This is a genomic window from Rhodococcus sp. IEGM 27, assembly GCF_033142305.1.
Taxonomy (GTDB): Bacteria; Actinomycetota; Actinomycetes; order Mycobacteriales; family Mycobacteriaceae; genus Rhodococcus_F; species Rhodococcus_F oxybenzonivorans.
The window spans coordinates 395690-419740 of sequence record NZ_JAWLSG010000002.1; the positions used below are offsets into that span (position 1 = coordinate 395690).

The window sequence follows — 24051 nt, forward strand, 5'->3', positions numbered from 1 at the left end:
GCTACAGGCTAGCCGTACAGCAGCGCGCCACTCTCGCGCCTATGTAGCGCTGCGTTCGTCGGAACCCATGGCGTCGAGAACAGCCATTCGGGTGGACGCACTGCCGGTGATCGTTCCCTCACCGACACCGGAAATCAACATCTGCCGCCATCTGGCCTCGTCGAATGCCAGCGGACGAGTGCCGGCGAGGAACTTCTCGATGGTGCGCAGAAAGCGCATCGGGTCGTCCCGGAACGGGAAGTGACCGGCACCGCGAAAGATCTCGAGGTGTGAACCCGGCATGGCGGCATGAGCGAGGTGGGCGTGAGCGACCGGGATGACCGCATCCTGGTCGCCCCAGATGAGTTGCACCGGGAGGTTCTCGGTCAGGTAACACCGGTCGAGCATGGTGACCACCTGACCGCGCCAGTCGACGACCGCGCGCAGCGTGCGTAGGTACGCCTCGTACGCCGTGGGGTCGTACAGCTCGGCGAGCACGCGGACGAGGTCCGGGGTGTCGTGCAGGATCGCGCCGGGGCGGAGCCTGGTTCCGTTGAGCTGGCCGATCGCATTGCCGAGCAGCCGGACCGTCGGCATTGCTCCGGGAATGCGCAGCAGTTTGAGTGCCTCGTTCAGGATCGGGACCGACGCGAGGCGGAGCAGGGGATGGACGTCCTTGGTGACGCCGCCGGCAGAGACCAGGACCAATCGGTCGACCATCTGCGGAAACTGGTAGGCGAACTGCATGGCTACTCCGCCACCGAGTGAGTGCCCGATGACGGTGACGTTGTCGATGCCGAGGGTCGAGAGCAAATCGCGCATGCCGTTGGCGTAGGCCGCCACGGAGTAGTCGGCGCGGGGCTTGTCGGAGCGTCCGTGACCGAGAAGGTCCGGTGCAATGACTGTGTAGTTGCGGGCCAGATGCGGGATGATCTCGGTCCAGGTGGACGAGTTGTCCCCGATTCCATGGATCAGGAGCAGGGCTGGGCCCTCACCGGCCATGCGGAACGCGCGACGGTATCCGTGGATGGTGCGAAACATCATGCGGGTTTCGGCGTCGGGAACAGGCCTGAGCTTACGAATGCGAGTGTCGCTCATGTCGCCTCCTGAACTAGGTGAACTTCCCGAATGTTGACCTCTCAATCATCCGCTTCGGTTCGACGCTATTGCACGGGCGTCCGGTGAACAACTGATCAGGGCGGTCGCACAGCCGCCGGGTGGCGGCCGCACAGCCGCCTTTCCGTCAGGCTCCGCCCGCTGTTCCGGACTCGCCATCGGACCGCTCTCCATGGCCGTCCTGCTGCGCTTGCTCGGCAAGGAAACGCTCGAATTCGGCCCCCAATTCGTCCCCGCTCGGAAGGTCTTCCTCGCTGGCCAGCAGGCTCGACTGCTGCTCCTGGGCCGTTACGTAGGCATCGTACTGACGCTCGAGGGCATGAACCACGGTTTGGACCTCTTCGTTACCCGCGATGTGCTCGTCGACCTGTTCCTTCACCCGTGCGGCTGCCTCCCCGAGCGCGTTGAGGGGCAGCTGAAGATCTGTGACCTCACTAACATTCTCCAGGAGGGTTTCGGCCGCCCCCGGGTAGTCGGTCTGCGCAAGGTAGTGCGGAACGTGAACGGAAAACCCGACCGATTCGTGACCGTGCTGAGCCATCCGTAGCTCGATCAACGACGACGCGCTGCCGGGTACCTGAAGTTCGCCTGCCCAGCGCTGGTGGTCCTTGATCAATTCCTTGTTGGTCGAATGAGCAGTCACTCCCAGCGGCCGAGTATGCGGAATCGCCATCGGGATCGCGTTGATGCCTACTGTGCGCCGGACACCGAGTTGTTCTGCCAGCAGGCGAACCGCAGTGGTGAAGCGTTCCCACCGCAGATCGGGCTCCATTCCGGCCAGCAGAAGGAAGGGGGTCCCCGCCGTGTCCTTCAGGGCATACAGATTCAGTTCCGGCTGGTCGTAGTCCGAGAAGTGGTCGGACTTGAAAGTCATGGTCGGGCGACGTGAGCGATAGTCGACCAGTTCGTCCACCGCGAAGGAGGCGACCAATTCGCTCTCGAGGCTCTCCCGGAGGTGCGTTGTTGCGAGTTTGACGGCGTGGCCCGCGTCGGAGAAACCTTCGAGTCCGTGGATCAGCACCGGTCCCTGCCCGTCCGCGGAGGACAGCTGCGGCGCGGGAAACTCGAGCTCGTACATCTTCGACTGTTCGTCCATCACAGACCTCATCTCCTTCGTGCGTGACCTCCAGTGTCCCCTATCGTCTCCGGCATCGATACGTCGGACATTCTTCGCGGAGGTCTGCTTCGGGGGAACGCCTCGAAGGCAACGGATAATTCCCGTGTACCCCGTTTCCGTGTTCGCCCACAGCGAGATCCCATGCCCAGCGTGGTGTGGGCAGGTCGCCGCGAACGGCATCCGCGCTCCTGGGCGGATGAGCGTCACTCAGTGCTCGACGTGCCCCAGCGAAGCGATTTCGGTGGACAACTCGTGAAGTCGGCGCTGTGCTCGTGCGAGTCGACCCTCGAGTTCGAGGATGTCGACGTTCAGTTGATCCCGCTCGGCCAATCGCCGGGCGAGCTCGTATTGAACCGATTTGGTCTTCATCTTTTCACGATACGCCCAGGACAATGGCAGCTCCTCTCGGAAAATGGCGTGGACGCGGGTAACGAGGTGTCGAATCCGCGGGCCCATCGCCCGCGCGAAGTTGAGCGCTCTGCCTCCCCGAGGGCACTGCGGGCGTCTGGCAGAGTGGCGGAAAAGGCTCGCGACGAGCCGCCAGCAGCGGTACGGGAGGTCGACGGTGAGTTCGCGGCGTACGACGTGTCGAAGCGCGGTCCTCGTTCCTGTCGCTGTGCTTGCCGCGGTAGCCGGGGCGCTCGCGTCATGCGCGTCCGAGGTCCCGGGTGTGGCTCAGCCCTCGAGCAGCATCGCGGCCGGAGTGCCCTCCGGCAAGGGTTTGTCGGCACTGTTGTTGGAGCCGTCCGACTTCCCGTCCAAATATCTGGCGATCGTGTTGCCGCCGCACGCTGTGTCGATGGCCGCACCGGATCTCGCGGGTGTTCCCCAGGACGCCGTCGTCGATCCGTCGGAGTGTGCTCCGCCGACCCAGGACTACGGGCCGACCGGAACGGTGATGGCCGTGGGCACCGACAACGCGAGCCGGTCGACGATCACGGTGGAGCTCGCCAAGACAGACACACCGCTCGACGAACTCGAGCAGCAGACTGCGAACTGCGGTGAGATGACCGTAACGGCCAGCGGTGCCGAATCGACCGTCGCCACCGACATCATGCCTGCCCCGCCGATTCGAGCGGACGACACGCTGGCCCTGCGCCGCACGGTTCGATCCGGCAGTGACGGCGACAAGGTCACGCAGTCGATGCTCACGTTGATCGCGCAGGTAGGAGATGTCCGTGTGTCGGCAACGTTCATGTCCTTCGGACACGCCACGGCAGACACCTCGGCGCTCGACGACGTGTTCACGAAAGCGGTGCAGAAGGTTCGGTCAGGCTGAGCGCGGCAGCTAGCACACGGCTCCGACACCCTGCGCGGGTCCACAGCGCATTCGTCCGGCTCGGCTGCCCGTTTGTCCACAACCTGCCGCTCATCCACAGCCCGACCCATTGTCGCTGGTCGGTGAATTCGGGGGCTCCGGTGCGCGTTCAGAGTCAAGTGCATGACGACGTCCGCGTTTCCACACAGGTCCGGTTCCGACCCCACCGGCCGACACTTCTTGCCACCCGAGCAGCTCCGCCTGTGCGATCCCGGCGACCTCCTCGCCGCGATCCCCGCGCTCCTCGGCTTCCGTCCGGAACGGTCCATTGTGGCCGTGTGTTTGACGGATGATTCGACGGTCGGGGCCGTGATGAGGCACGACCTCGTGCTCGGAGGCGGTGATACACCGACTGCACCCATGTACGCGGCCGTGGACCAATTCGCTGTGGTATGCGAGCGTGAACAGGCCACGGGCGTGCTGGTCGTCCTCGTCGACGACCGATTCGCGGATCCTACGGACACGTCACGGGCCGAAGTGGCAAGTATCGTGTCGGAATTCGAGGACCTCCTGGATCGGACGTCCACCGAACTGCTCGATGTCTTCGTGACCGCCGACATCGGCGCCGGCAACCGGTGGTTCGGACTGCTGGGTGGGGGACGATACGGTGTGCAGTCGGATCCGGCGGCCTCTCATGTCGCCGTGGCGCAGGTCGTCAGTGGCCGGGTGATCCGGTCGTCCCGTGAGGATCTGGAAGCGACCGTAGAGGCAGGTCCGGTCGGCGAGCGGGTCCGCATCGCCGAACTCCTCGACGATGTTCGCGAATCCGCCGCGCCGAGAGGCGGATTCGTGGGACGCATCGACACCCGGGGTGATCGCCGCGAACTGGAATTCGTGCTGGCCCACATCGCACGGTTGCATTCGGGACAGGGAGTGGCCGCGCACGAATATGTCGAGCTGGCCCTGGCGCTGGACAATCTGGTTGTTCGCGACAGTCTTCTCGCGCTCGCCGTCAGCGCATATGCCGACGATGCCGAACAACTGTGGATTCTGCTGGCACGTCATCTTCCCGATCCCGAACGGGCCACCGCAGCAGCCCTTCTCGGGTACAGCGCGTACGTACGCGGCGACGGACCGCTGGCCGGCGTTGCCTTCTGCGCGGCACTGGAATCCGATCCCGACCATGCACTGGCCGCGCTCCTGGACAACGCCTTGCAGTCGGGACTTCGGCCGGCGTCGGTTCGGGAACTGGCCGGTCTCGGCTACGACTCAGCGCGGAAGATCGGCGTCACCCTGCCGCCGCCGATCGACACCTGAGAACAGCATCATCGCCGCGCCGCGTGGGACCTGTCGCCGAGTTGTTGCAGATAGGCCCACGCGTCGGCGACGATCTCATCGAGATCGGTGTGTTCCGGCCGCCACCCGAGTTCCGCGATGGCGCGGTCACTGGACGCGACGAGAATCGCTGGGTCGCCGGCTCGGCGCGGTGCGTCCTCCACCGGGATGGGCAGTCCGGTGACCCGGGCACAGGCCGAGATCACCTCGCGGACACTGAATCCCGCACCGCTGCCGAGGTTGTAGATTCTGTGACGGCCGTCGATGGACGACTCGAGCGCGAGCAGATGCGCCTCGGCCAGATCCAGAACGTGAATGTAGTCGCGGACCGCGGTCCCGTCCGGCGTGGGCCAGTCGGTTCCGAACATCGAAATCTTCTCGCGTTGGCCGAGTGCGACCTGAAGCACAAGAGGGATCAAATGCGTTTCCACGACCCGGTTTTCGCCGACCGACTTGTACGCGCCCGCCACGTTGAAATAGCGCAGGCTCGTCGCGGCGAACGAATGCGCCACTGCGTAGGACGTGATGGCATGGTCGATGGCGAGTTTGGTGGCTCCGTATGGATTCGTGGGACGGGTCGGATCCGCTTCGGTGATCGGCGAATGCTCCGGCTCACCGTACGTGGCGGCCGTCGAGGAGAAGACGAGCCGCCGCGTTCCCGAATGCCGCATGGCTTCGAGGAGTTCGAGAGTGGTGACGACGTTGCCGCGCCAATACTTCTCCGGGTACTCCACGGACTCGCCGACGAGCGACTGGGCCGCGAAGTGCAGCACACCGTCGAACCGGGGAGTTCCGCTGGTCCCGAGGACATCCACGGCGACGTCGGCGACGTCACCTTCGATGAACTCGGCACCGAGCGGCACCGCGTCGGCATTGCCCGTGGACAGGTCGTCGATGATGACGACCTCGTGTCCCCGCTCGAGCAACACGGTGCTGCACACACTGCCGACATAACCGGCGCCGCCGGTGACGAGAAGTTTCATCGACTATCCCTGGACCTTCACCTGGACGGCGTGCGCCATCTCTTCGGAAAGGTCGAATCCGCTGTGACCGGGCACGGTGATCGTGACCGATCCCGGTTTGGTCTCGACCGTCACGCGGGCGTCCGGAACCACGCCTGCCTCACGCAGTTGACCGATGACATCGGGATCCGACTGAACGTGCTCGGCGAGGCGCCGCACGACCACAGCTGTCGGCTTACCGGGAGGAACGTCCGTGAGACGGATGAGTGTCTCCGGCGCGTCCACCGGGCGTTCGAGGCCGAGCAGGGCGAGTCCGGGAATCGGATTTCCGTACGGCGACGTGGTGGGGTTGTTGAGCACCTCCACGAGCCGCCGTTCGACCTCTTCACTCATGACGTGCTCCCAGCGGCACGCCTCGGCATGGACCTCTTCCCACTTCAGGCCGATGATGTCGACCAGAAGGCGCTCCGCCAGTCGGTGCTTGCGCATGACCGACACCGCAAGTTCGCGCCCCTTCTCCGTCAGTTCCAGATGGCGGTCACCGGCGACCAGGAGAAGGCCGTCGCGTTCCATCCGGGCGACGGTCTGGCTCACCGTCGGGCCGCTCTGCTCCAGTCGTTCGGCAATCCGTGCTCGAAGTGGGACGACGCCCTCTTCTTCCAAGTCGTAGATCGTCCGGAGGTACATCTCCGTGGTGTCGACCAGATCCTTCACACTCACACCCCTTCGTCCTTGCCGATTCTACCGGTCATCGGCCCTCACCGGCGCGCTCCCTCCCGGAGCGCGCTCAGCCGGGCCCCGGGAGGGGTCTGCTCGCGCGGTCCCCGGGCCGCGGGAGGGGTCTGCTCGCACGGTCTGCGGAGGACCAGTAGCGTGAGTTCATGACCGCGTCGTTCAGTTCCGGGGAGGATTCGGCTGCAGTGGTATCGAACCGTGTAGTCGTGTGGAGTCCGGACTATCTCAGCTACCGGTGGAGTGCGGACCACCCGATGAATCCCACTCGGCTCGAGCTCACCATGTCGCTCGCGCGTGCGTTGGGAACGCTCGAGGGTGTGGAGTTGGTTCGCCCCGACGCGGCCGCCGACGCAGATCTTCTGCGCATCCACACCCCCGGATACGTCGAGGCGGTCAAGCAGGCCGGGCACTCGCAAGCCTCGGGCGTGCTCGGCGCGGACGCGCCGTACGGGCTCGGTACCGAGGACAATCCGGTGTTTCCGCAGATGCACGAGGCGAGTGCCATCCTCGCCGGCGGCTCTCTCGCTGCGGCCAAGGAAATCGCATCGGGGCGCACACGCAGGGCGGTGAGCATCGGCGGGGGAATGCACCACGCGATGCCCGGCTGGGCGTCCGGCTTCTGTGTGTACAACGATGTCGCCATCGCCATTTCCTGGTTGCTGGACAACGGGTTCGACCGCATCGCCTACATCGATGTCGACGCGCACCACGGGGACGGTGTCCAGCACGCTTTTGCCGGCGATCCACGTGTACTGACCATTTCGTTGCATCAGCATCCTGCGACGTTGTGGCCCAATACCGGGTGGTCCAGCGAAGTGGGCGAGGGGGCGGGGGAGGGTACCTCGATCAACCTTCCGGTCCTTCCGGGCACGGTGGATGCACTGTGGCTCAGAGGGTTTCACGCCATCGTTCCCGGGGCGATCGCGGCGTTCCGCCCGCAGATCGTGATCAGCCAATGTGGTGTCGACAGCCACCGTGAGGATCCGCTCGCCGACCTGTCACTGACGGTCGACGGTCAGCGTGCAGCGTTTCTCGCGATGCGTGACCTTGCGGATCGGTACTCGGAGGGTCGCTGGCTGGCTGTGGGCGGCGGCGGCTACGGGCTCGTGCGGGTGGTTCCGCGGTCGTGGACACACCTCATCGCCGCGGCCCTGGACCGCGAGATCGACACCGGCACCGCAGTACCCGAGGTGTGGCGCGAGCAAGCGTCTGCGCTCGCACCCAGTGTCGACCTACCCGAGACGATGGGTGACGGTGGCGAGGTCGCCTACCTCCCCTGGGATGGACCGGGAGGCACACCGGAAACAGGAAACGCTTCGGTCGACCGCGCACTGACCCGCATCGACTCCGCAGTCATCGCCACCCGCCGGGCCTGCTTCCCGCTACTCGGCCTCGATCCGGAGGATCCTCGTGACTGAATCGACGGACGGCGCTCCCGATTCGGCGCACGACTACCCGCATCACTGGGTGGTCGATGTGCTGGCAGCGGACGGCGGCGCGGTGGCGCTGCGGCCGATCGTGCCGGAGGACGCCGAGAAGCTCGTCGCGTTTCACGCGAAGTTGTCCGAACGTACCCGCTACCTACGCTATTTCGGCCCGTACCCCACCATGTCCCAACGCGACATCGTGCACTTCACCACCGTCGACCACAAGAATCGGGTGGCATTCGTGGTGGTGCTCGGCGACGAGATCATCGCCGTCGGGCGGTACGAACGGCTCGTCGGTGAGGGTGACGGCAAGTCGGCGGAAGTGGCATTCGTCGTCGCCGACGCGCACCAGGGACGGGGACTCGGGCCGATCCTCCTCGAGCATCTCGCCGGGGCCGCAGCAGAAAACGGGCTCACCATGTTCGTCGCCGAGGTCCTCGCGGAGAACCGCAACATGGTCACGGTGTTCCGCGAAGCGGGTTATCAGGTCAGTCGCAGCTACGAGGGCGGAGTGCTCAAACTCGAGTTCGCGATCGACCCCACCGAAGCCATGGTCTCGGTGCGCAATTCCCGGGAGCGGGCGGCCGAGGCGCGCAGCATGCGGAACGTGCTCAGTCCGCGGTCGGTTGCGGTGATCGGTGCCTCCACAGACAGTGCCAAGGTCGGGCACGCCGTGCTCACCAACCTGCTGCGGGCCGGGTTCACCGGCCCCGTGTACCCGGTCAATGCCGAGCATCGTTCCGTCCAGGGTGTGCGGGCCTACCCGACCGTCCGCGACATTCCCGACGAGGTGGATCTCGGCGTGGTCGCCGTCCCTGCCGAGTCGATCAGCGCGGTTCTCGACGACTGCCTCGACAAAGGCGTCAAAGCGCTCGTCGTGGTCTCGTCCGGATTCAGCGAAACCGGGCTCGACGGAAAGCAGTCCGAGAGGCGACTCGTACACGCGGCGCGGGCGCACGGGATGCGGCTCATCGGGCCCAACGCACTCGGAGTGGCCAACAACGACACCACGGTGTCCCTCAACGCCACGCTGGCGCCCGTGCTCCCGAGCCCTGGCAACGTCGGATTCTTCTGCCAGTCCGGTGCGCTCGGAATCGCCATCCTCGACGAGGCCGCCCGTAGTCGAATCGGCTTGTCTGCGTTCGTCTCGGCCGGCAACCGGGCTGACGTCTCGGGTAACGATCTCCTGCAGTATTGGGATTCCGATCCTGCTACCGAGGTGGTCCTGCTCTACCTCGAAAGTTTCGGCAACCCACGGAAGTTTTCGCGCATCGCTCGCCGCGTCGCCCGCAACAAGCCGATCGTCGCGGTGAAAAGTGGCCGGCACGCGGTCCCCCCGGCCCTGGCGGCCACGGGTGTCGAAATGGACGATTCGATCGTGCGGGCACTGTTCGAGCAGGCCGGTGTCGTGCAGGTGGGGTCGATTTCCCAGCTGTTCGACTGCGCCCTCCTGTTCGGGTATCAACCGCTGCCTGCGGGGCCGCGGCTCGCTGTGGTCGGAAATTCCACCGCCTTGGGGGTGCTGGCCGCTGACGCGGCGCGCAGCGAAGGCCTGCACGTCGGCGACCCGGTCGACCTCGGACCGCAGGCCGGACCGGACGAATTCGCCAGTGCCGTGCGCACGGCGCTGTCCTCGGCCGACGTCGACGCGGTCATCGCGGTCTTCGTTCCGCCCGTGGCCATACCTGTCGAGCCGTTCGCCCAGGCGCTGAAGGAAGCCGTCCGCGATGCCGACAAGCCGGTTCTGACCACGTTCCTCGCAGCGGAGGGCGTCCCGGACGTCCTCGCGGTGCGGGGCGAGGACGGACATCCCACGCGTGGCTCGGTGCCGTCCTATCCGGGACCGGAACGGGCCGCGCTGGCGCTTGCGCGCGCCTGGCGGTATGCCGCGTGGAAGAGCAAACCCGCATCCAAGGTCGTGCGACCCGCCGGGATCGACCCCGAGAAGGCGAAAGCGATGGTGGACACCTGGCTGTCCACGTCGTCGGGGCGGTGGCTGTCCGATTACGAGGCGGCGCAACTACTCGCGTGTTACGGAGTCGAGGTGGTGGAGTTCCGCTCGGCCACCACCGAGGAAGAAGCTGTTGCCGCGGCCGACGAACTCGGCTACCCGGTGGCGGTGAAAGCGACCGGTGAGCAGTGGCGCCACCGCCCCGACCTCGGGGGTGTGCGGCTCGACCTCGTCGGCCCCGACTCCGTTCGGCTGGCGTACCGCGACCTGGCCGCGGCATCCGGTGAACCCCTCCTTCACGTGCAGCGAATGGCGACGAAGGGAATCGGCTGCGTGGTCGGCGTGCAGGACGACCCGTCGTTCGGCTCACTCATCTCGTTCGGGCTCGCCGGCGTGATTTCCGACCTCCTCGGGGACCGCGCGTACCGGGTGCTGCCCCTCACCGAAGACGCGGCTACCGAACTGATCGATGCGCCGAAGGCTGCACCGCTGCTGTCGGGCTACCGGAGTGCGGTGCCCGTGAACAAGTCGGCGCTCGTCGATCTGGTCCAGCGGATCTCCGCGCTCGCCGACGACCTCCCCGAGGTACGGGAACTGGCCTGCGAACCCGTACTCGCGTCCGCCGAGGGCGCGCAGGTCACCGACTCACGGGTGCGCATCGGTCCGGAACCGAGTTTCGCCGACCTGGGGCCACGCAGGCTCCGTTAGATGCGACGCTGCCGGCGCCGGTCTCGAAGACCGGCACCGGCAGCGGGTAGACACAAATCAGTCGGTGCAGAGCGAAGGATCAGCTGGCGTAGGAACGCAGCCGCTCCGCGCGATCACCCTGACGAAGCTTGCCCATCACTTCACGCTCGATCTGGCGGACCCGCTCGCGTGAGAGCCCGAAGAGCTTGCCGATCTGATCGAGGGTGCGCGGCTGACCGTCGTCGAGTCCGTACCGCAGGCGGATCACCTGCTGCTCGCGTTCGTCGAGAGTGGCCAGAACGCTGCGAACGTCGCTGTGCAGAAGACCGGCGATGACCGCGTTCTCCGCCGACGTGGCTTCCGAATCCTCGATGAAGTCGCCCAGAGGAGCCTCTTCGTCGTTGCCGACCGGCATATCCAGGCTTACCGGGTCGCGGCTGTGGTCGAGGAGATCCGCGATCTTGTGGGCCGGAATGCCCGACTCCTCCGCCAGTTCGTCGTCGGTGGCCTCACGGCCGAGTTGCTGGTGCAGCTCACGCTTGATGCGGGCGAGTTTGTTCACCTGCTCGACGAGGTGCACTGGCAGCCGGATGGTGCGGCTCTGATCGGCCATGCCCCGGGTGATCGCCTGACGGATCCACCACGTGGCATACGTCGAGAACTTGAAACCCTTGGAATAGTCGAACTTCTCCATCGCCCGGATCAAGCCCAGGTTGCCTTCCTGGATGAGGTCGAGCAAGGGCATGCCGCGGCCCGTGTAGCGCTTGGCCAACGACACGACGAGGCGAAGGTTCGCCTCCAGCAGGTGCGCCCTGGCCGACTGTCCGTCGCGGACGATCGTCGCAAGGTCTCGCTTCTTCGCGGGGGACAGTCGCTTGCCGGTCTCGAGAACATGCGCGGCGTACAGCCCAGCCTCGATTCGCTTGGACAGCTCCACCTCGTCTGCGGCAGTCAGCAGAGCGGTGCGGCCGATCCCGTTCAAGTAGACGCGGACCAGGTCGGCAGCCGGGCTCTGGGCGTCCAGATCGGCGGCGCTGGGGCGAATGCGAGTAGTGGTGCTGGGGCTTGTCATGACTTGCCTCCTCATCGGTGGTGTCTCATAGGGAACAACGCTCCGACGGGCACGGAAAGTTCCCGGACACTTTTCGGTAGGAGGGCTCTGACCTGCGACTTCGTGCGTTCGGTCCTGAGAAGTTGCTGAGAACACGTATAAGGGGGAACCGCACGGAACCCCAGCGGCTACACCGGCAGCACCAAACCGTGCCGCACGAGAGAGTGCACGAGCGGTATCGCCGACTCGGCGAGGTCGGCGGCAACCATGTCGTGGGCGGCAGCCAGGAGATCGATCAGTTCTCCCAGAACGAGACCGTCGCTCCGCATTCCCGCGACGAGGGAGGCGACCAGGTCGTCGATCTCGTGCTGCCATGCGGGACCGTTCCCGCGATGCAGTCGTGCGACCACCTGAGTCCACCCCTCCTCACCGGGGAGGAAAACCCGCTCGAGCGCTGTGCTCTCCTGCACGTGGAAGCGGGCCGTGAGCACGTCGTTCTCGCGCAACCACGCCACCCGGTCGAAGTAGGCGAGCGCCTCCGCCCCCAGCGGATCGTCGAAACCGTGCGTGAGATCCTCGGCCAGGAGGTCACTGGGCGCGTCGGTCCGACGCAGGTAGACGAACCCGAATCCGACTCCCTCGACATCGGCACTCTCGAGGTGATCGAGCCACTGCTCGGCCGTCGCAGCGGCAGAGGGATCCTTGGTGTCCAGTCCACCGTCGCGCATCCAGGTGCCCACGTAGAGGGCTGGGTCGGCCACGTCCCGCTGGACCACCCACGCGTCGATGCCGTGTGCGGGCAACCATGACGCCACCCGGCTCCGCCAGTCCTCTCCCGCGACGTGGACCCAGGACGCGAGGAGCGCGGCGGTGCCGCCGGGAGCCAGGTAGTCGGGAGACCGGGAAATCATCAGTTGGCTCGCACCGTCGAGGTCGAGGCCGGAGTCGCGATACGTGTGGCCCACTGTCGCTCTGCTGACGACGAATGGCGGATTCGCGACGACCTGGTCGAAAGTGCGGCCCTCCACCGGCTCGAACCACGACCCGGTCAGCAGTTCGACCTCCTCTACGTTGAGGGCCATCGTGACGGCTGCCAGATCCACCGCCCTGACATTCAGGTCGGTTGCGGTGACCGACTGCGCATAGGTCGTTCCGTGCAGGGCCTGGATGCCACACCCCGTTCCCACGTCGAGGAGAGACCCGACGGGCGCCGCCGGGGTGGCCTGCAACAAGGACAGAGAGGCGTGGCCCACCCCGATGACGTGATCGACCGCAGTCTCGCGGGGGCGCATCGACCCGTCGAGGTCCGAAAGCACCCACCGATTTCCGGTGCCGGTATCGATGGGCCGGAGGTCCAGTGCCGCGCGGACGACACCGGCATCGCTCTCGAGGAGACCCGCGTCGACCGCCGACTCGACGCTCAGCGGGTGGAGTGCGGCCGCGACCTCGGCGGTCGGGCAGTCGTCGCCGAGAAGGAACAACCGGATCAGTGTTCCGAGTTCACCGCAGCTCGCGCTTGCCCGCCGGACCGGGACGGGCTCGTTGCGGCCCAGTGCGGCATGGATGTCCGGGCCCAGCGTGTCGAGCAGGGTGTCGGTGTCATACCGGTTGCGAAGGAGAGCTTCTCGCAGGGGAGCGCAGATCGACAGCAGCGTTTTGCGGTTCACCGGTGCATTGTTGCAGGTCGCGCTCCGGTGTCAGCCTTCGATCGTTCGGTGCGGCGGCGCAGGCAGAGCGGTGGTGTCTCGATGGTCGTACCGACTCGGTTCGTCCTTGGTGCGCGGGGGCCGGTCGTTCGCGATGAGGACTGCGATCCACGGCAACGGGATGGACAGACCGATGATCGCCATGGAGATCCAGGCATTGCCCCAGATGCCGTAGGCCGCCGCCGAGAAAATAAGTGCAGGGAAGCGGAACGACATGATGATCAAGTACTTGCGGACACGCGCGCGGTGCTGATCCTCGATGGATCGCGCCGCTTCGGTGATGAGAACCGGGTTGTTCGGTGAGCCGGCTTCGCCTGATGCGCCGAACCCTGCACTTCGGGCCATGCCTCCACTGTTCCACTGTCGAGGAGCAAATGCACACGGCGGGTCGTGGGGGTGGGATCCTTGGGCCGTTGCGGCATTATTGAGGGGTGAGCACTCAAACAAAGGAACGGCCCGACGTCACCACTGACGAGTCGACCGATGACGACACCCCGAAGTTCTTCCATTACGTGAAGAAGAACAAGATCGCCGAGAGCGCTGTGATGGGCACGCACGTCGTCGCGCTGTGCGGTGAGGTCTTCCCGGTCACCAAGTCCGCGAAGCCGGGATCACCCGTCTGCCCCGATTGCAAGAAGATCTACGAGGGGTTGCGCAAGGGCGAATGAGGCGTCGACGGTTCACGCAGACCGGGGGACGCGGGGGTTTCGTCCCGTAGGACCCCGTCTTCCGGGCCGGTGCTCTCAGGGCTGCCCTCTCCCGGGCTGCCGTCTCGGGGACGGTCTGGTGTGGCGTCCCCGTCGGAGGCCTCATGTCTTCCGCCTTGCCGATTGCGGTCGCCGATGATGTTGATCGGTCCCGTGGCGATGCGGCGGGTGAGGTTGGTCACCGGACCCGCCGAGGGGCTATCGGCTTGGGCGGCGATCCAGTCCCGCATCTGATCGATGCGAGTCGCGCGGGCCGGCCAGAACTCCTGAATCGTTGCGTTGAACTCGGCGCCCAGAACCACGGCGAAACCGAGGAAGAACGTGAAGAGCAAGAACGCGATCGGGGCGGCGAGCGCCCCGTACGTGTATCCGGTACCGGTCGCCCAGCTCAGGTACCGCCGCAGGCCCGTGCTGGCGGCCAGGAAGAAGACTCCCGCCACGAGTGCGCCGCCGAGCAGGCGGTGCCAGGGCAGCGACTTCGGCAGCGCCACCTTGTACAAGGTTGTCAGGCCGATGATCATGAGCAATCCGACACCCGGGTAGTAGAACGTGTCCACGATTTCCGTTCCGATGGTGCGCCACGCCTCGGGCAGGACCTGGCCGACAAGGGTAGGTCCCAGCGCCACCAGCGGCAGGGTGAACACCGCGAGGACGAGAAAAGCGACGTAGAGCAACAACGCGAACACCCGCTGCCAGACGGGGTGGCGTGCCTCCTGCTGCCCGTGTGCCTCCACGATCGAGTCCACGAACGTCGAGATCGCGGACGACCCGGCCCACAGCGACAGCAGGAAACTCAGGGAGACGATCTCCGGGCGACCTTGACGCAACACGTCGCCGACAGTGGGGCGGATGATCTCCTCGACCACACTGTCGCTGAATACGGTTCCACTGAAGGTGATGATCTTGGACTGGATGATGTCGACAGTGTCCGGCCCGAACCATCCCCCCACGTAACCGAGCATCCCGAGCAGTCCCAGCAGGAGCGGGGGCAGCGAGAGGGTCTGCCAGAACGCAGCGGTCGCCGCCTTGGCGAAGATCGAGTCGTCCCACGCCTGGCTCGCTGTGTGCGTGATCACGCTCAGCGTCCGGTGTAGCGGATGCCACCGCGCTCGGTGTCGGGCGGCGCCCTTGTCCGACGCCTTCGCGCGCGTTTCGCTCATGATTCCTCCAGCATCCCTGACGACACGCCAGGTTGCCCACCGCTGCCTTCCTCGTGTCGCAAAGAATCTGCCGCTGCCGGACGCCGCGAATGCGGTTCGAGTCGGACTCGGACGCTAGGCTCCTTGACGGACAGCACCCGCGGGGCTGGACCGGAACACGTCGGACGGACACACGAGGAGTGCAGCAAACAGTGCCATGTCAGCGGAGGGTCGCCAGTGAGTGCTGAGACCGTAGGTCCCGGGGCGGCGCAGATAGTGGGCACCGAGGCATATCTCGCTCAGTCCGAACCAGCTCGACCGGCGGCGGGGTCACTGCGCGCCTGGCAGCGTCGTGCCCTGGCCAAATACCTGTCCACCGGTCCGCGCGATTTCCTCGCTGTCGCAACACCGGGTGCCGGTAAGACGACGTTCGCGCTGCGGGTGGCGTCGGAACTGCTGCGGGACCGCACGGTCGACCAGGTGACGGTGGTCGCACCCACCGAACACCTCAAACACCAGTGGGCCGAGTCGGCAACCCGTAACGGGATCGCCCTGGACTCGTACTTCTCCAACTCGACCGGGCAGACCTCGAGTGATTACCAGGGTGTGGTGGTCACCTACGCGCAGGTGGCTTCCCACCCGTTCAAGCACCGGGTGCGCACCGAGAGCCGGCGCACGCTGGTGATCCTCGACGAGATCCACCACGGCGGTGACGCGAAGAGCTGGGGAGATGCGATCCGTGAGGCGTTCGGTGATGCCACGCGCCGCCTTGCGCTGACCGGAACGCCCTTTCGAAGCGACGACAGCGCGATTCCTTTCGTCACGTACGAACCCGACCGAGAGGGGCTTCTCCGGTCGAAGGCCGATCACTCGTACGGATATTCCGATGCGCTCGCCGACGGAGTCGTCCGGCCGGTGGTGTTCCTCGCATATTCCGGTGAGGCCCGGTGGCGGAACAACGCGGGCGAGGAATTCTCGGCTCGACTGGGCGAGCCCCTCAGCGCGGAACAGACTGCGCGTGCCTGGCGGACCGCGCTCGACCCTGCCGGTGACTGGATTCCGGCTGTGCTGCACGCCGCCGACACCCGGCTCGGACAGCTACGTGCGGGTGGCATGCCCGACGCGGGCGGACTCGTCATCGCCACCGATCAGACGGTTGCCCGCGCGTATGCCCAGACCTTGACGGCCGTGACCGGCGAAGAACCGGTCGTCGTGCTCTCGGACGACCCCACGGCCTCCAAACGGATCGCGGAATTCGGCGCAAGTACCCAAAAATGGATGGTCGCCGTCCGGATGGTGTCCGAGGGTGTCGACGTTCCCCGCTTGGCCGTCGGTGTCTACGCCACCAGTGCGTCCACCCCCCTCTACTTCGCGCAGGCGATCGGACGGTTCGTGCGGTCGCGGCGCAAGGGTGAGACCGCCAGCGTCTTCCTTCCGTCGGTGCCGGTTCTCCTCGACCTTGCCAGCCAGCTCGAGGCACAGCGAGATCACGTACTGGGTAAGCCGCATCGGGAGAAGGAAGGGTTCGACGACGACCTTCTCGCCGACGCGAACAAGCAGAAGGACGAGCTCGGGGAGGACGAGAAGGCGTTCACCTCGATCGGCGCCGACGCGGAACTCGATCAGGTGATCTACGACGGCTCGTCCTTCGGGACGGCGACCTTCTCGGGTTCGGACGAGGAGGCGGATTACCTGGGATTGCCGGGGCTGCTCGACGCCGAGCAGATGCGCGCGCTACTTCGTCAACGCCAGCAGGAGCAGATCAGCAAGCCGGAGGCCCCGCCCGTCGTTGCGCCACCAGTCCCACAGGTCGCCGAGCGGGTGGCAGCAGCGGGGCAGCTCGCCCAGCTCCGGCGCGAGTTGAACAGTCTCGTCGCGATGCACCACCACAGGACAGGAAAGCCGCACGGCACCATTCACGGGGAACTGCGCCGAGTCTGTGGTGGACCGCCGACGGCCATTGCCACGGTCGAGCAGCTGACCGATCGGATCGCCACCCTGCGCCAGTGGTAGCTCGTGCACATGTGGGCGACACAGAAGAGACCGGCGAGTGCAGGCACTCGCCGGTCTCTCGGTCTGAAGAGGTGAGCCTGGGACGGGTCACCCGGGCTGACGAATCAGATTGCAGCTTCGGCTTCGGACACGATCGTGGCGTTCATCTCGCGAAGACGGTCTGCGTGCTCGTTGGCGTGGTGACCGCAGAAGAGCAACTCTCCTCCGGTCGGAAGTACCGCGCGAACGCGGGCTCCCGCACCGCACCGGTCGCACCGGTCGGCTGCGGTCAACGGGGGGCTGGTCAGTGTTCCGGGCATGACTCCTCCGTACTGGCTTTCGACTGGTGCCGAGTGCCTGGGGCCTTGGTCCGCCGCGTCGGGGTGGCGCGGTGGATCTACTCTGTCAGACGTTTGCGGTTTACGCGTTGTTCCCGTAGGCGTTTCTCAGTGTTGCATCACACACGAAACAGCTCGGAAACCTGCGCAACACCCCGTGACGAGGGCGAATATGAACAGACTTCGCGGTATGAGTTCGCTGACAGCTGATTCGCCGTCCCGCGTCGGAACGCTATTCTCGCCGAGTGAATTCGGAACAGGCGCTCGTGCACATCTGTAGCCGCGATGACTGGAATGAGGCGCTGGGAAGCGGCCGACGTATACCGGAGTCGTTCGGCGCCGACGGATTCATTCATCTGTCGACGCCGGCGCAGGTGCACCTGCCGGCCAACCGGCTCTTCGCGGGGCGCTCGGATCTGGTGATTCTGTGGCTCGATCCGACCGCTCTCGGCTCGCCGGTGCTCTGGGAGCCCGGTGTGCCGACCGACCCGTCCTCGATGCTCTTTCCCCACCTCTACGGGCCACTGCCGTTGGCTGCGGTCACCTCGATCGAGGACTACCGTCCCGGCGCCGACGGCCGGTTTCCCGCTCTGGTGTGACGGAACCGAAAGACCGCGCGGGTCGCCGAACACCCTCTCGCGCGCCCGACACCGCCGTGTCGCCCCGCGGGACTACCGTGGAGGCATGAACGTAGAAGTGACGCCTCTACCCGGAATCGGCGTACGCAAAGACTTCGTACTCGCCTCCGGTCGTCGTATCGGTGTCGTCAGCCATCGTGACGGTCGCACAGACCTGATCGTGTCGAAACAGGACGACCCCGACGCGTGCGCCGCGTCCCTGCCGTTGAGTACCGAGGAGGCGGCGGTCCTCAGCAATCTGCTGGGTGCGCCGCAACTGGTGGCCCAATTGGAAGAGGAGCACCGCGACCTCCCCGGAATCCGCACCAAGCAGCTCTACATCAAGGAAGATTCCCGGTTCGACGGGCGTCCGCTCGGGGATACGGCGATGCGTACCCGCACCGGGGTCTCGATCGTCGCGGTAATGCGGGCGGGCGAGGTGTACCCGTCGCCGAAGCCGGATTTCATGCTCACGTCAGGCGATCTTCTAGTTACCGTCGGAACCACAGAGGGACTGGACGCAGCGGCCAAGCTCCTGGCCAACGGCTGACAGTCCCGTGAACACCACCACGCTCGCGCTCATCGAACTGGGCGCGGTGTTTTTCGCGCTCGGGCTTCTCGGCCGCCTCGCCGCACGATTCGGCATGTCGCCGATCCCGTTCTACCTGCTGGGCGGGCTGTGCTTCGGGAGTGGCGGCTTCGTCCAGCTCGGAGACATCAGTGAGTTCAGCCATATCGCCAGTGAGATCGGAGTCGTACTGCTTCTGCTGCTTCTCGGCCTCGAATACACGGCCTCGGAGCTCGTCACCGGTTTACGCAGATCGTGGATGGCCGGTGTCGTCGATCTGGTTCTGAACGCCGCGCCGGGCGCGGCCGTCGCGTTATTCCTCGGCTGGGGGACCACCGGGGCGGTGGTGCTGGGCGGCGTCACCTACATCTCGTCCTCCGGCATCATCGCGAAGGTCCTCACCGATCTCGGCCGCCTCGGCAACCGGGAAACTCCGGTCGTGCTGTCCATCCTGGTGTTCGAGGACCTCGCGATGGCCGTCTACCTTCCGATCCTCACCGCGTTGCTCGCCGGGGTCAGTATTCTCGGTGGCCTCGAGGCAGTCGGCATCTCGCTGATAGTGATTTCGGTCGTCCTGGTGATCGCCCTGCGGTACGGACGCTACGTCTCCGCTGTGCTGGACAGCCCGGACAGTGAGACGTTGTTGTTGAAGTTGCTCGGCGCAGCCCTTCTGATCGCCGGGATCAGTTCGGCGATGCAGGTGTCGGCTGCGGTGGGGGCCTTCCTGCTGGGGATCGCGATTTCCGGTTCCACCGCGCACAACGCGAGCCGCGTCCTCGAACCCCTCCGCGATCTCTTCGCCGCCATGTTCTTCGTCGTGTTCGGTCTCAACACGGATCCGACGGCAATTCCCCCGGTCCTCGGCTGGGCCGTCCTTCTGGCGGTCACCACAGCGCTCACCAAGATGATCACCGGTGCGTGGGCGGCCAAGCAACAGGGTGTCGGCCGCCTGGGCCGCGCCAGGGCCGGGGTGGCGCTGATTGCGCGGGGGGAATTCTCGATCGTCATCGCCGGACTCGCCGTGGCGGCCGGTGCAGTCGAAAGCCAACTCGTCGCCCTCGCCACGGCCTACGTTCTCCTGATGGCGGTCATCGGACCCATCGCGGCGCGTGTGGTGGAACCGGTCGCCGAAGCATGGCTGCGAGTGCGCGCGAGCGCCTGAGGGCCCGACACCGGTCCCTACGACACGACGATGCCCCGGACTCGGAAGTCCGGGGCATCGAGTGGGATCTGTGCGTCTAGTCCAGGTAGTCGCGCAGCACCTGGGACCGGGACGGGTGCCGCAGCTTCGACATGGTCTTGGATTCGATCTGACGGATGCGCTCGCGCGTGACGCCGTACACCTGTCCGATCTCGTCGAGCGTGCGCGGCTGCCCGTCGGTGAGTCCGAAGCGGAGCCGGACGACACCTGCTTCGCGCTCGGACAGCGTCTCGAGTACCGACTGCAGCTGGTCCTGCAACAACGTGAACGACACGGCGTCGACGGCCACCACAGCTTCGGAGTCCTCGATGAAGTCACCGAGCTGGCTGTCGCCCTCGTCACCGATGGTCTGGTCGAGGGAGATGGGCTCACGGGCGTACTGCTGGATTTCCAGCACCTTCTCCGGCGTGATGTCCATTTCCTTCGCGAGCTCTTCGGGAGTGGGTTCGCGGCCCAGGTCCTGGAGCAGTTCACGCTGGATGCGGCCGAGCTTGTTGATGACCTCGACCATGTGCACCGGGATACGGATGGTGCGTGCCTGGTCCGCCATGGCGCGGGTGATGGCCTGACGGATCCACCACGTTGCGTAGGTCGAGAACTTGTAGCCCTTGGTGTAGTCGAACTTCTCGACTGCACGGATGAGGCCCAGGTTGCCTTCCTGGATGAGGTCGAGGAAAGCCATGCCGCGGCCTGTGTAGCGCTTGGCCAACGACACCACGAGGCGAAGGTTCGCCTCGAGCAGGTGGTTCTTGGCGCGGTTGCCGTCACGGCAGATCCAGCTCATGTCGCGACGCTGGGCGGCGGGAAGCTTCTCGCCCGCGTCGGCGAGCTCCTGCATGATCTGCGTGGCATACAAGCCCGCCTCGATCCGCTTGGCGAGCTCCACCTCCTCCTCGGCGTTCAGGAGGGCGACCTTGCCGATCTGCTTGAGGTAGGCACGGACCGAGTCGGCCGAGGCCGTCAGTTCGGCGTCCTTCCGGGCCTGCCGGAGCGCCTCCGACTCTTCCTCGTCCCACACGAAGTCGCCGGATGCCTTGTCCTTGTCGGACGGCTCTTCGGCTTCGTCCTCCTCGCCGACTGCAACGACCTCGACGACATCGGACTCAACCTCCGCGAGGTCACCCTCGGTGATGTCGATGTCCTCGATGTCCGCGACATCCTCGTCGGGGCCGTCCTCACCGTCGCCGGTCTTGCCGGACGTGGCCTTCTTGCCGCCCGCCTTCTTTGCTGCTGCCTTCTTCGCAGGAGCCTTCTTTGCCGCCGCTTTCTTGGCGGGAGCCTTCTTGGCCGGAGCCTTCTTCGCGGGAGCTTCCTCGACTGCCGAAGCAGTTCCGTCGGCGGCCTGTGCGACTGGTGCTTCCGGTCCTGACTCTGAAGTCGAATCAGCAGTCTGACGTGTATCGGTGGCTGCCACGTACGCCCTTTCGTGACGGTGTCGTGCGGCGTCACGCCAGAGTGGTCATCCGGCGGAGAGGTCTACTGGTTTTGCCGGCGCGCAGCCGGGCTCTTCCATTGTAACGACCTATCCGAAACAGTTACGGAGCGATGCCCGTTTCGACCGCCAGAGCAGCGCCGACGATGCCCGCCGAGTTCAGGAGGGCAGCAGGTACGACGGTGGTCCGGTTGGTGAGATGGGGAATCCACTTCTCGTGTTTGCGGCTGATTCCGCCCCCGGCGATGAACAGATCCGGCCACAGGAGGTCCTCGAAGCGGGTGAGCACCCGGGACACCTCCACCGCCCACTCCTTGTAGGAGAGATCCTTGTCCTCTTTGACCGAGGACGCCGCACGATGCTCGGCTTCCTTTCCGTCCACTTCCATGTGCCCGAACTCGGTGTTGGGAAGCAGGACGCCGTTGTGGAGGATCGCCGATCCGATACCCGTGCCGAAGGTGAGGAGGATGATGACGCCCTTGGCGTCCCTGCCGGCGCCGAGGGCGTCCTCGGCGATCCCGGCGGCGTCGGCGTCGTTGAGGACGGTGACGCTCCGTCCGCCGAGCGCCTCGCTGAACAGTGCACGGGCGTCCGTACCGATCCACTTCTTGTCGATGTTCGCCGCGGACCGGGCGACTCCGCCGGTGACGACGCTCGGCAAGGTGATCCCCACCGGCCCGTCCCACGACGCTTGACGAACGATTTCGGCGACGGTGTCGGCGACGGCCTCCGGCGTGGACGGTTGTGGAGTGAGAATCTTGATGCGATCCCCGACCAGCTTGCCGGTCTCGAGGTCCACCACACCGCCCTTGACGCCACTGCCTCCGACGTCGACGCCGAACCCAGTCCTGGTCATCGCGTGTACTCCTCCGTGTCGACTGTGGCGTGCTCGGAAACGCTCCTGCTGATCGTCACACTAATGGGTCGTGCCGAGTTGGGTGGATGACACGGAGGCCCCACCGTGCCTCCAGCGGTGGTGGGAGGCAGGGGAAGTGTGATCCGATGGGTCTGTGCACGCACCCCAGAGTCGAGACACTGTCCGAGGCCACACCGCCCCCGATCCCCAGCATCTCCGCGAGGTTGCCGTGGCGGTGGCGCAGGAGGCCGCAGCTCATGTCCGCGCCCGGCGGCCCGAGGTTTTCGGGATCGTCGGGAGCCGACTGGGTTCCGGCGACTCGGTAGCGTCGAAGAGTAGTCCGACCGATCCTGTGACGGTGGTCGACACCGAAGCTGAACTCGTCATCCGGGACCGCCTCGCGCAGTGGCGTCCGGACGATGCGATCCTCGGGGAAGAAGGTGGGGGAGAGGGGGATTCGCTCGACGGCGTGCGGTGGGTGGTGGATCCGATCGATGGCACGGTGAACTTCTTGTACGGCGTACCGGCCTACGCCGTGTCGGTGGCGGCGCAGATCGACGGGGTCTCGGTCGCCGGGGCGGTCGTCGACGTGGCGGCGCAGTCGACCTACTCCGCCGCGTCGGGCCGCGGTGCCACGATGACTGATGTGGACGGCCGGGTGAGCGAATTACGCTGCAACCCTGTCCGCGAGCTGTCGATGACTCTGCTCGCCACAGGATTCGGATACGGCGCAGGCAGGCGCGCCGTACAGGGCGCACTGATCGGCGACATTCTGCCGCGCGTGCGGGACATCCGACGCATCGGCTCAGCGGCGCTCGATCTGTGCATGGTCGCTGCGGGCCGGGTGGATGCCCACTTCGAACACGGGTTGAGCCCCTGGGACTGGGCCGCCGGATCGCTGATCGCCGCGGAGGCGGGCGCCCGCGTACGCGTCCCGTCACCGCACACCTCCAGCGCCGACGGGGAGATCACCGTCGCTGCCGCCCCCGGCATCGCCGACGCCCTCGACGCATTGTTCGCGGAGGTCGGGTGCGACCGGCCGATCCCGGAGTAACGGCCGCGGGATCAGCAGCGGGCGGTGCGAGCGGCCTTCAGCAGGTCGATGTCGAGTGGGGCGGGCTGCGTTCCCGGAGGAGGATCCTTCAGGGACCGCAACACCTCCTCGGCGTCGGTGTTCGGTGAGATCTTCCGGAAGTAGGTGCCGAGCGCGAGATCGACGGTGTCGTCGGTGCGTGCATCCTGGATCAGTTCCGCGCACGGCGCCACCAGCCAGACGGCGCTCGCGGCGGCGAGACCCTGAGGACCGAACCGCAGCTGCCCCTGACACTGCATGTTCTGGTCGAGGTAGATCGGGTCGTTGCCGGCTTGCACGTCGGGTGCGCTCGCGAAGCCGTAGTCGCTCAGCTGGGCGGCGACCTGGGCTGCCTGGCCGTGCTCACCGTTCGCGTTGAACACCCGCACCTTGGTGGCGGACAGGGCGGCCGGCTCGACGTCCCGGAGCGTCGACGGGTCTACCTTTTCACCGAGAGTCTGTTGCGGCGGGGCCCCCGGATCCGCCGGTTGCGACGCCGGCGCAGGAGCGTTGCAATCCACGGTGGTGGCGAGGTTTTCGTCCTCGCCCAGAATTCCCGCCCACACCACCGCGCCGAGTAGGGCGAGAACCGCGAACACCACGAGAATGGGCAACGCTCGCCGTCGCCGGAACGGACGACCGTTCTCGTCGCGCGAACTGCCTTCGGTGATCAGTGAAACCACAGTGTGCCTCGACCTCTCCTACGAACAGCGCTGGATACGTCCACCCCGTACAGCGCATCGATACAGGGCCCGGCCACACGTTGTGGCGCAGGTTCGGCACCTACCTTAGATCCCACCAGTGT

23 protein-coding genes are annotated in these 24051 nt (G+C 66.0%); 10 read left to right on the top strand and 13 right to left on the bottom strand.

What is annotated here, in order from left to right:
- Window positions 1-39: 39 nt before the first annotated feature.
- The 3 genes from R4P95_RS08250 to R4P95_RS08260 form a co-directional block, all read right to left on the bottom strand.
- Window positions 40-1077, bottom strand: a complete 1038-nt coding sequence (locus R4P95_RS08250; protein ID WP_109330693.1) for an alpha/beta fold hydrolase — start codon at window positions 1075-1077, stop codon at window positions 40-42.
- 145 nt (window positions 1078-1222) lie between these two features.
- Window positions 1223-2191 (bottom strand): proteasome assembly chaperone family protein, encoded by a 969-nt coding sequence (locus tag R4P95_RS08255; protein WP_213571760.1) that lies wholly within the window; start codon window positions 2189-2191, stop codon window positions 1223-1225.
- Window positions 2192-2419: 228 nt separating this feature from the next.
- Window positions 2420-2581 (bottom strand): hypothetical protein, encoded by a 162-nt coding sequence (locus R4P95_RS08260; protein WP_159926358.1) that lies wholly within the window; start codon window positions 2579-2581, stop codon window positions 2420-2422.
- A 247-nt stretch (window positions 2582-2828) separates the two neighbouring features.
- Here R4P95_RS08260 and R4P95_RS08265 point away from each other — a divergent pair, with 247 nt between their 5' ends.
- A complete protein-coding gene (locus tag R4P95_RS08265; RefSeq protein ID WP_411567406.1) occupies window positions 2829-3491 on the top strand; it encodes a DUF5642 family protein in 663 nt (220 codons plus the stop codon).
- Between the two features lie 162 nt (window positions 3492-3653).
- Entirely contained in the window at window positions 3654-4787 is a 1134-nt protein-coding gene (locus R4P95_RS08270) for a DUF4192 domain-containing protein (protein WP_213571763.1), read from the top strand.
- Between the two features lie 8 nt (window positions 4788-4795).
- Here R4P95_RS08270 and galE read toward each other — a convergent pair whose 3' ends face one another.
- Both galE and R4P95_RS08280 read right to left on the bottom strand, forming a co-directional pair.
- Window positions 4796-5788 carry a UDP-glucose 4-epimerase GalE gene (galE, locus tag R4P95_RS08275; RefSeq protein WP_317746579.1) on the bottom strand — a complete coding sequence of 331 codons (993 nt, stop codon included), beginning with the start codon at window positions 5786-5788 and terminating at the stop codon, window positions 4796-4798.
- 3 nt (window positions 5789-5791) lie between these two features.
- Entirely contained in the window at window positions 5792-6481 is a 690-nt protein-coding gene (locus R4P95_RS08280) for a metal-dependent transcriptional regulator (protein ID WP_109335161.1), read from the bottom strand.
- Between the two features lie 167 nt (window positions 6482-6648).
- Between R4P95_RS08280 and R4P95_RS08285 the strand changes: the two genes are divergently transcribed.
- Together R4P95_RS08285 and R4P95_RS08290 are read left to right on the top strand one after the other, a co-directional pair.
- On the top strand, window positions 6649-7920 hold the full coding sequence (locus R4P95_RS08285) for an acetoin utilization protein AcuC (protein ID WP_213571765.1): 1272 nt from the start codon (window positions 6649-6651) through the stop codon (window positions 7918-7920).
- The gene (locus tag R4P95_RS08290) at window positions 7913-10588 is read left to right on the top strand and encodes a GNAT family N-acetyltransferase (RefSeq protein WP_317746580.1); all 2676 of its coding nucleotides are present in this window, start codon (window positions 7913-7915) and stop codon (window positions 10586-10588) included. The genes R4P95_RS08285 and R4P95_RS08290 overlap by 8 nt, the downstream gene beginning before the upstream one ends.
- Window positions 10589-10667: 79 nt before the next feature.
- Here the strand turns inward: R4P95_RS08290 and R4P95_RS08295 are convergent, their stop codons facing one another.
- The 3 genes from R4P95_RS08295 to R4P95_RS08305 all read right to left on the bottom strand — a co-directional run bounded on the left by R4P95_RS08295 (window position 10668) and on the right by R4P95_RS08305 (window position 13669).
- Entirely contained in the window at window positions 10668-11639 is a 972-nt protein-coding gene (locus R4P95_RS08295) for a sigma-70 family RNA polymerase sigma factor (RefSeq protein ID WP_109330679.1), read from the bottom strand.
- A gap of 167 nt (window positions 11640-11806) precedes the next feature.
- Window positions 11807-13285: a methyltransferase gene (locus R4P95_RS08300; RefSeq protein WP_317746581.1), complete on the bottom strand. Its 1479-nt coding sequence runs from the start codon at window positions 13283-13285 to the stop codon at window positions 11807-11809.
- A 30-nt stretch (window positions 13286-13315) separates the two neighbouring features.
- Window positions 13316-13669, bottom strand: a complete 354-nt coding sequence (locus R4P95_RS08305) for a DUF3099 domain-containing protein (RefSeq protein ID WP_109330675.1) — start codon at window positions 13667-13669, stop codon at window positions 13316-13318.
- 86 nt (window positions 13670-13755) lie between these two features.
- Here R4P95_RS08305 and R4P95_RS08310 point away from each other — a divergent pair, with 86 nt between their 5' ends.
- Window positions 13756-13992: a DUF3039 domain-containing protein gene (locus tag R4P95_RS08310; RefSeq protein WP_213571768.1), complete on the top strand. Its 237-nt coding sequence runs from the start codon at window positions 13756-13758 to the stop codon at window positions 13990-13992.
- Here the strand turns inward: R4P95_RS08310 and R4P95_RS08315 are convergent.
- On the bottom strand, window positions 13965-15191 hold the full coding sequence (locus R4P95_RS08315) for a YihY/virulence factor BrkB family protein (protein WP_317746582.1): 1227 nt from the start codon (window positions 15189-15191) through the stop codon (window positions 13965-13967). The two genes, R4P95_RS08310 and R4P95_RS08315, sit on opposite strands and share 28 nt — an antisense overlap.
- A gap of 216 nt (window positions 15192-15407) precedes the next feature.
- Here R4P95_RS08315 and R4P95_RS08320 point away from each other — a divergent pair, with 216 nt between their 5' ends.
- Complete coding sequence (locus tag R4P95_RS08320; protein WP_397517640.1) at window positions 15408-17183, top strand: DEAD/DEAH box helicase; 1776 nt, start codon at window positions 15408-15410, stop codon at window positions 17181-17183.
- A gap of 104 nt (window positions 17184-17287) precedes the next feature.
- Here R4P95_RS08320 and R4P95_RS08325 read toward each other — a convergent pair whose 3' ends face one another.
- Entirely contained in the window at window positions 17288-17482 is a 195-nt protein-coding gene (locus R4P95_RS08325) for a hypothetical protein (protein WP_005240831.1), read from the bottom strand.
- A 263-nt stretch (window positions 17483-17745) separates the two neighbouring features.
- On the opposite strand from R4P95_RS08325, the gene R4P95_RS08330 reads away from it, so the two are divergent.
- From R4P95_RS08330 to R4P95_RS08340, 3 genes are all read left to right on the top strand, one after another.
- Window positions 17746-18099 (top strand): DUF952 domain-containing protein, encoded by a 354-nt coding sequence (locus tag R4P95_RS08330; protein ID WP_213571770.1) that lies wholly within the window; start codon window positions 17746-17748, stop codon window positions 18097-18099.
- Between the two features lie 85 nt (window positions 18100-18184).
- Window positions 18185-18667, top strand: coding sequence for a cation:proton antiporter regulatory subunit (locus R4P95_RS08335; protein WP_109330669.1), 483 nt, complete (start codon window positions 18185-18187; stop codon window positions 18665-18667).
- A gap of 7 nt (window positions 18668-18674) precedes the next feature.
- Window positions 18675-19847 (top strand): cation:proton antiporter, encoded by a 1173-nt coding sequence (locus R4P95_RS08340; protein ID WP_213571771.1) that lies wholly within the window; start codon window positions 18675-18677, stop codon window positions 19845-19847.
- Between the two features lie 76 nt (window positions 19848-19923).
- Here the strand turns inward: R4P95_RS08340 and R4P95_RS08345 are convergent, their stop codons facing one another.
- Window positions 19924-21300 (bottom strand): RNA polymerase sigma factor, encoded by a 1377-nt coding sequence (locus tag R4P95_RS08345; protein ID WP_109330665.1) that lies wholly within the window; start codon window positions 21298-21300, stop codon window positions 19924-19926.
- Window positions 21301-21421: 121 nt separating this feature from the next.
- A complete protein-coding gene (gene ppgK / locus R4P95_RS08350) occupies window positions 21422-22174 on the bottom strand; it encodes a polyphosphate--glucose phosphotransferase (RefSeq protein WP_317746583.1) in 753 nt (250 codons plus the stop codon).
- Between the two features lie 154 nt (window positions 22175-22328).
- On the opposite strand from ppgK, the gene R4P95_RS08355 reads away from it, so the two are divergent.
- Window positions 22329-23228 carry an inositol monophosphatase family protein gene (locus tag R4P95_RS08355; protein WP_317746584.1) on the top strand — a complete coding sequence of 300 codons (900 nt, stop codon included), beginning with the start codon at window positions 22329-22331 and terminating at the stop codon, window positions 23226-23228.
- Between the two features lie 11 nt (window positions 23229-23239).
- On the opposite strand, the gene cei is transcribed toward R4P95_RS08355, so the two are convergent.
- A complete protein-coding gene (gene cei / locus R4P95_RS08360; RefSeq protein WP_213571773.1) occupies window positions 23240-23929 on the bottom strand; it encodes an envelope integrity protein Cei in 690 nt (229 codons plus the stop codon).
- Window positions 23930-24051: the final 122 nt, after the last annotated feature.

Excerpts from the sequence above, each read along its gene's own strand:
- R4P95_RS08250 (WP_109330693.1), bottom strand. The coding sequence starts at position 1,077 with ATGAGCGACACTCGCATTCGTAAGCTCAGGCCTGTTCCCGACGCCGAA.
- R4P95_RS08255 (WP_213571760.1), bottom strand. The coding sequence starts at position 2,191 with ATGGACGAACAGTCGAAGATGTACGAGCTCGAGTTTCCCGCGCCGCAG.
- R4P95_RS08260 (WP_159926358.1), bottom strand. The coding sequence starts at position 2,581 with ATGAAGACCAAATCGGTTCAATACGAGCTCGCCCGGCGATTGGCCGAG.
- R4P95_RS08270 (WP_213571763.1), top strand. The coding sequence starts at position 3,654 with ATGACGACGTCCGCGTTTCCACACAGGTCCGGTTCCGACCCCACCGGC.
- galE (WP_317746579.1), bottom strand. The coding sequence starts at position 5,788 with ATGAAACTTCTCGTCACCGGCGGCGCCGGTTATGTCGGCAGTGTGTGC.
- R4P95_RS08285 (WP_213571765.1), top strand. The coding sequence starts at position 6,649 with ATGACCGCGTCGTTCAGTTCCGGGGAGGATTCGGCTGCAGTGGTATCG.
- R4P95_RS08295 (WP_109330679.1), bottom strand. The coding sequence starts at position 11,639 with ATGACAAGCCCCAGCACCACTACTCGCATTCGCCCCAGCGCCGCCGAT.
- R4P95_RS08305 (WP_109330675.1), bottom strand. The coding sequence starts at position 13,669 with ATGGCCCGAAGTGCAGGGTTCGGCGCATCAGGCGAAGCCGGCTCACCG.
- R4P95_RS08315 (WP_317746582.1), bottom strand. The coding sequence starts at position 15,191 with ATGAGCGAAACGCGCGCGAAGGCGTCGGACAAGGGCGCCGCCCGACAC.
- R4P95_RS08325 (WP_005240831.1), bottom strand. The coding sequence starts at position 17,482 with ATGCCCGGAACACTGACCAGCCCCCCGTTGACCGCAGCCGACCGGTGC.
- R4P95_RS08335 (WP_109330669.1), top strand. The coding sequence starts at position 18,185 with ATGAACGTAGAAGTGACGCCTCTACCCGGAATCGGCGTACGCAAAGAC.
- ppgK (WP_317746583.1), bottom strand. The coding sequence starts at position 22,174 with ATGACCAGGACTGGGTTCGGCGTCGACGTCGGAGGCAGTGGCGTCAAG.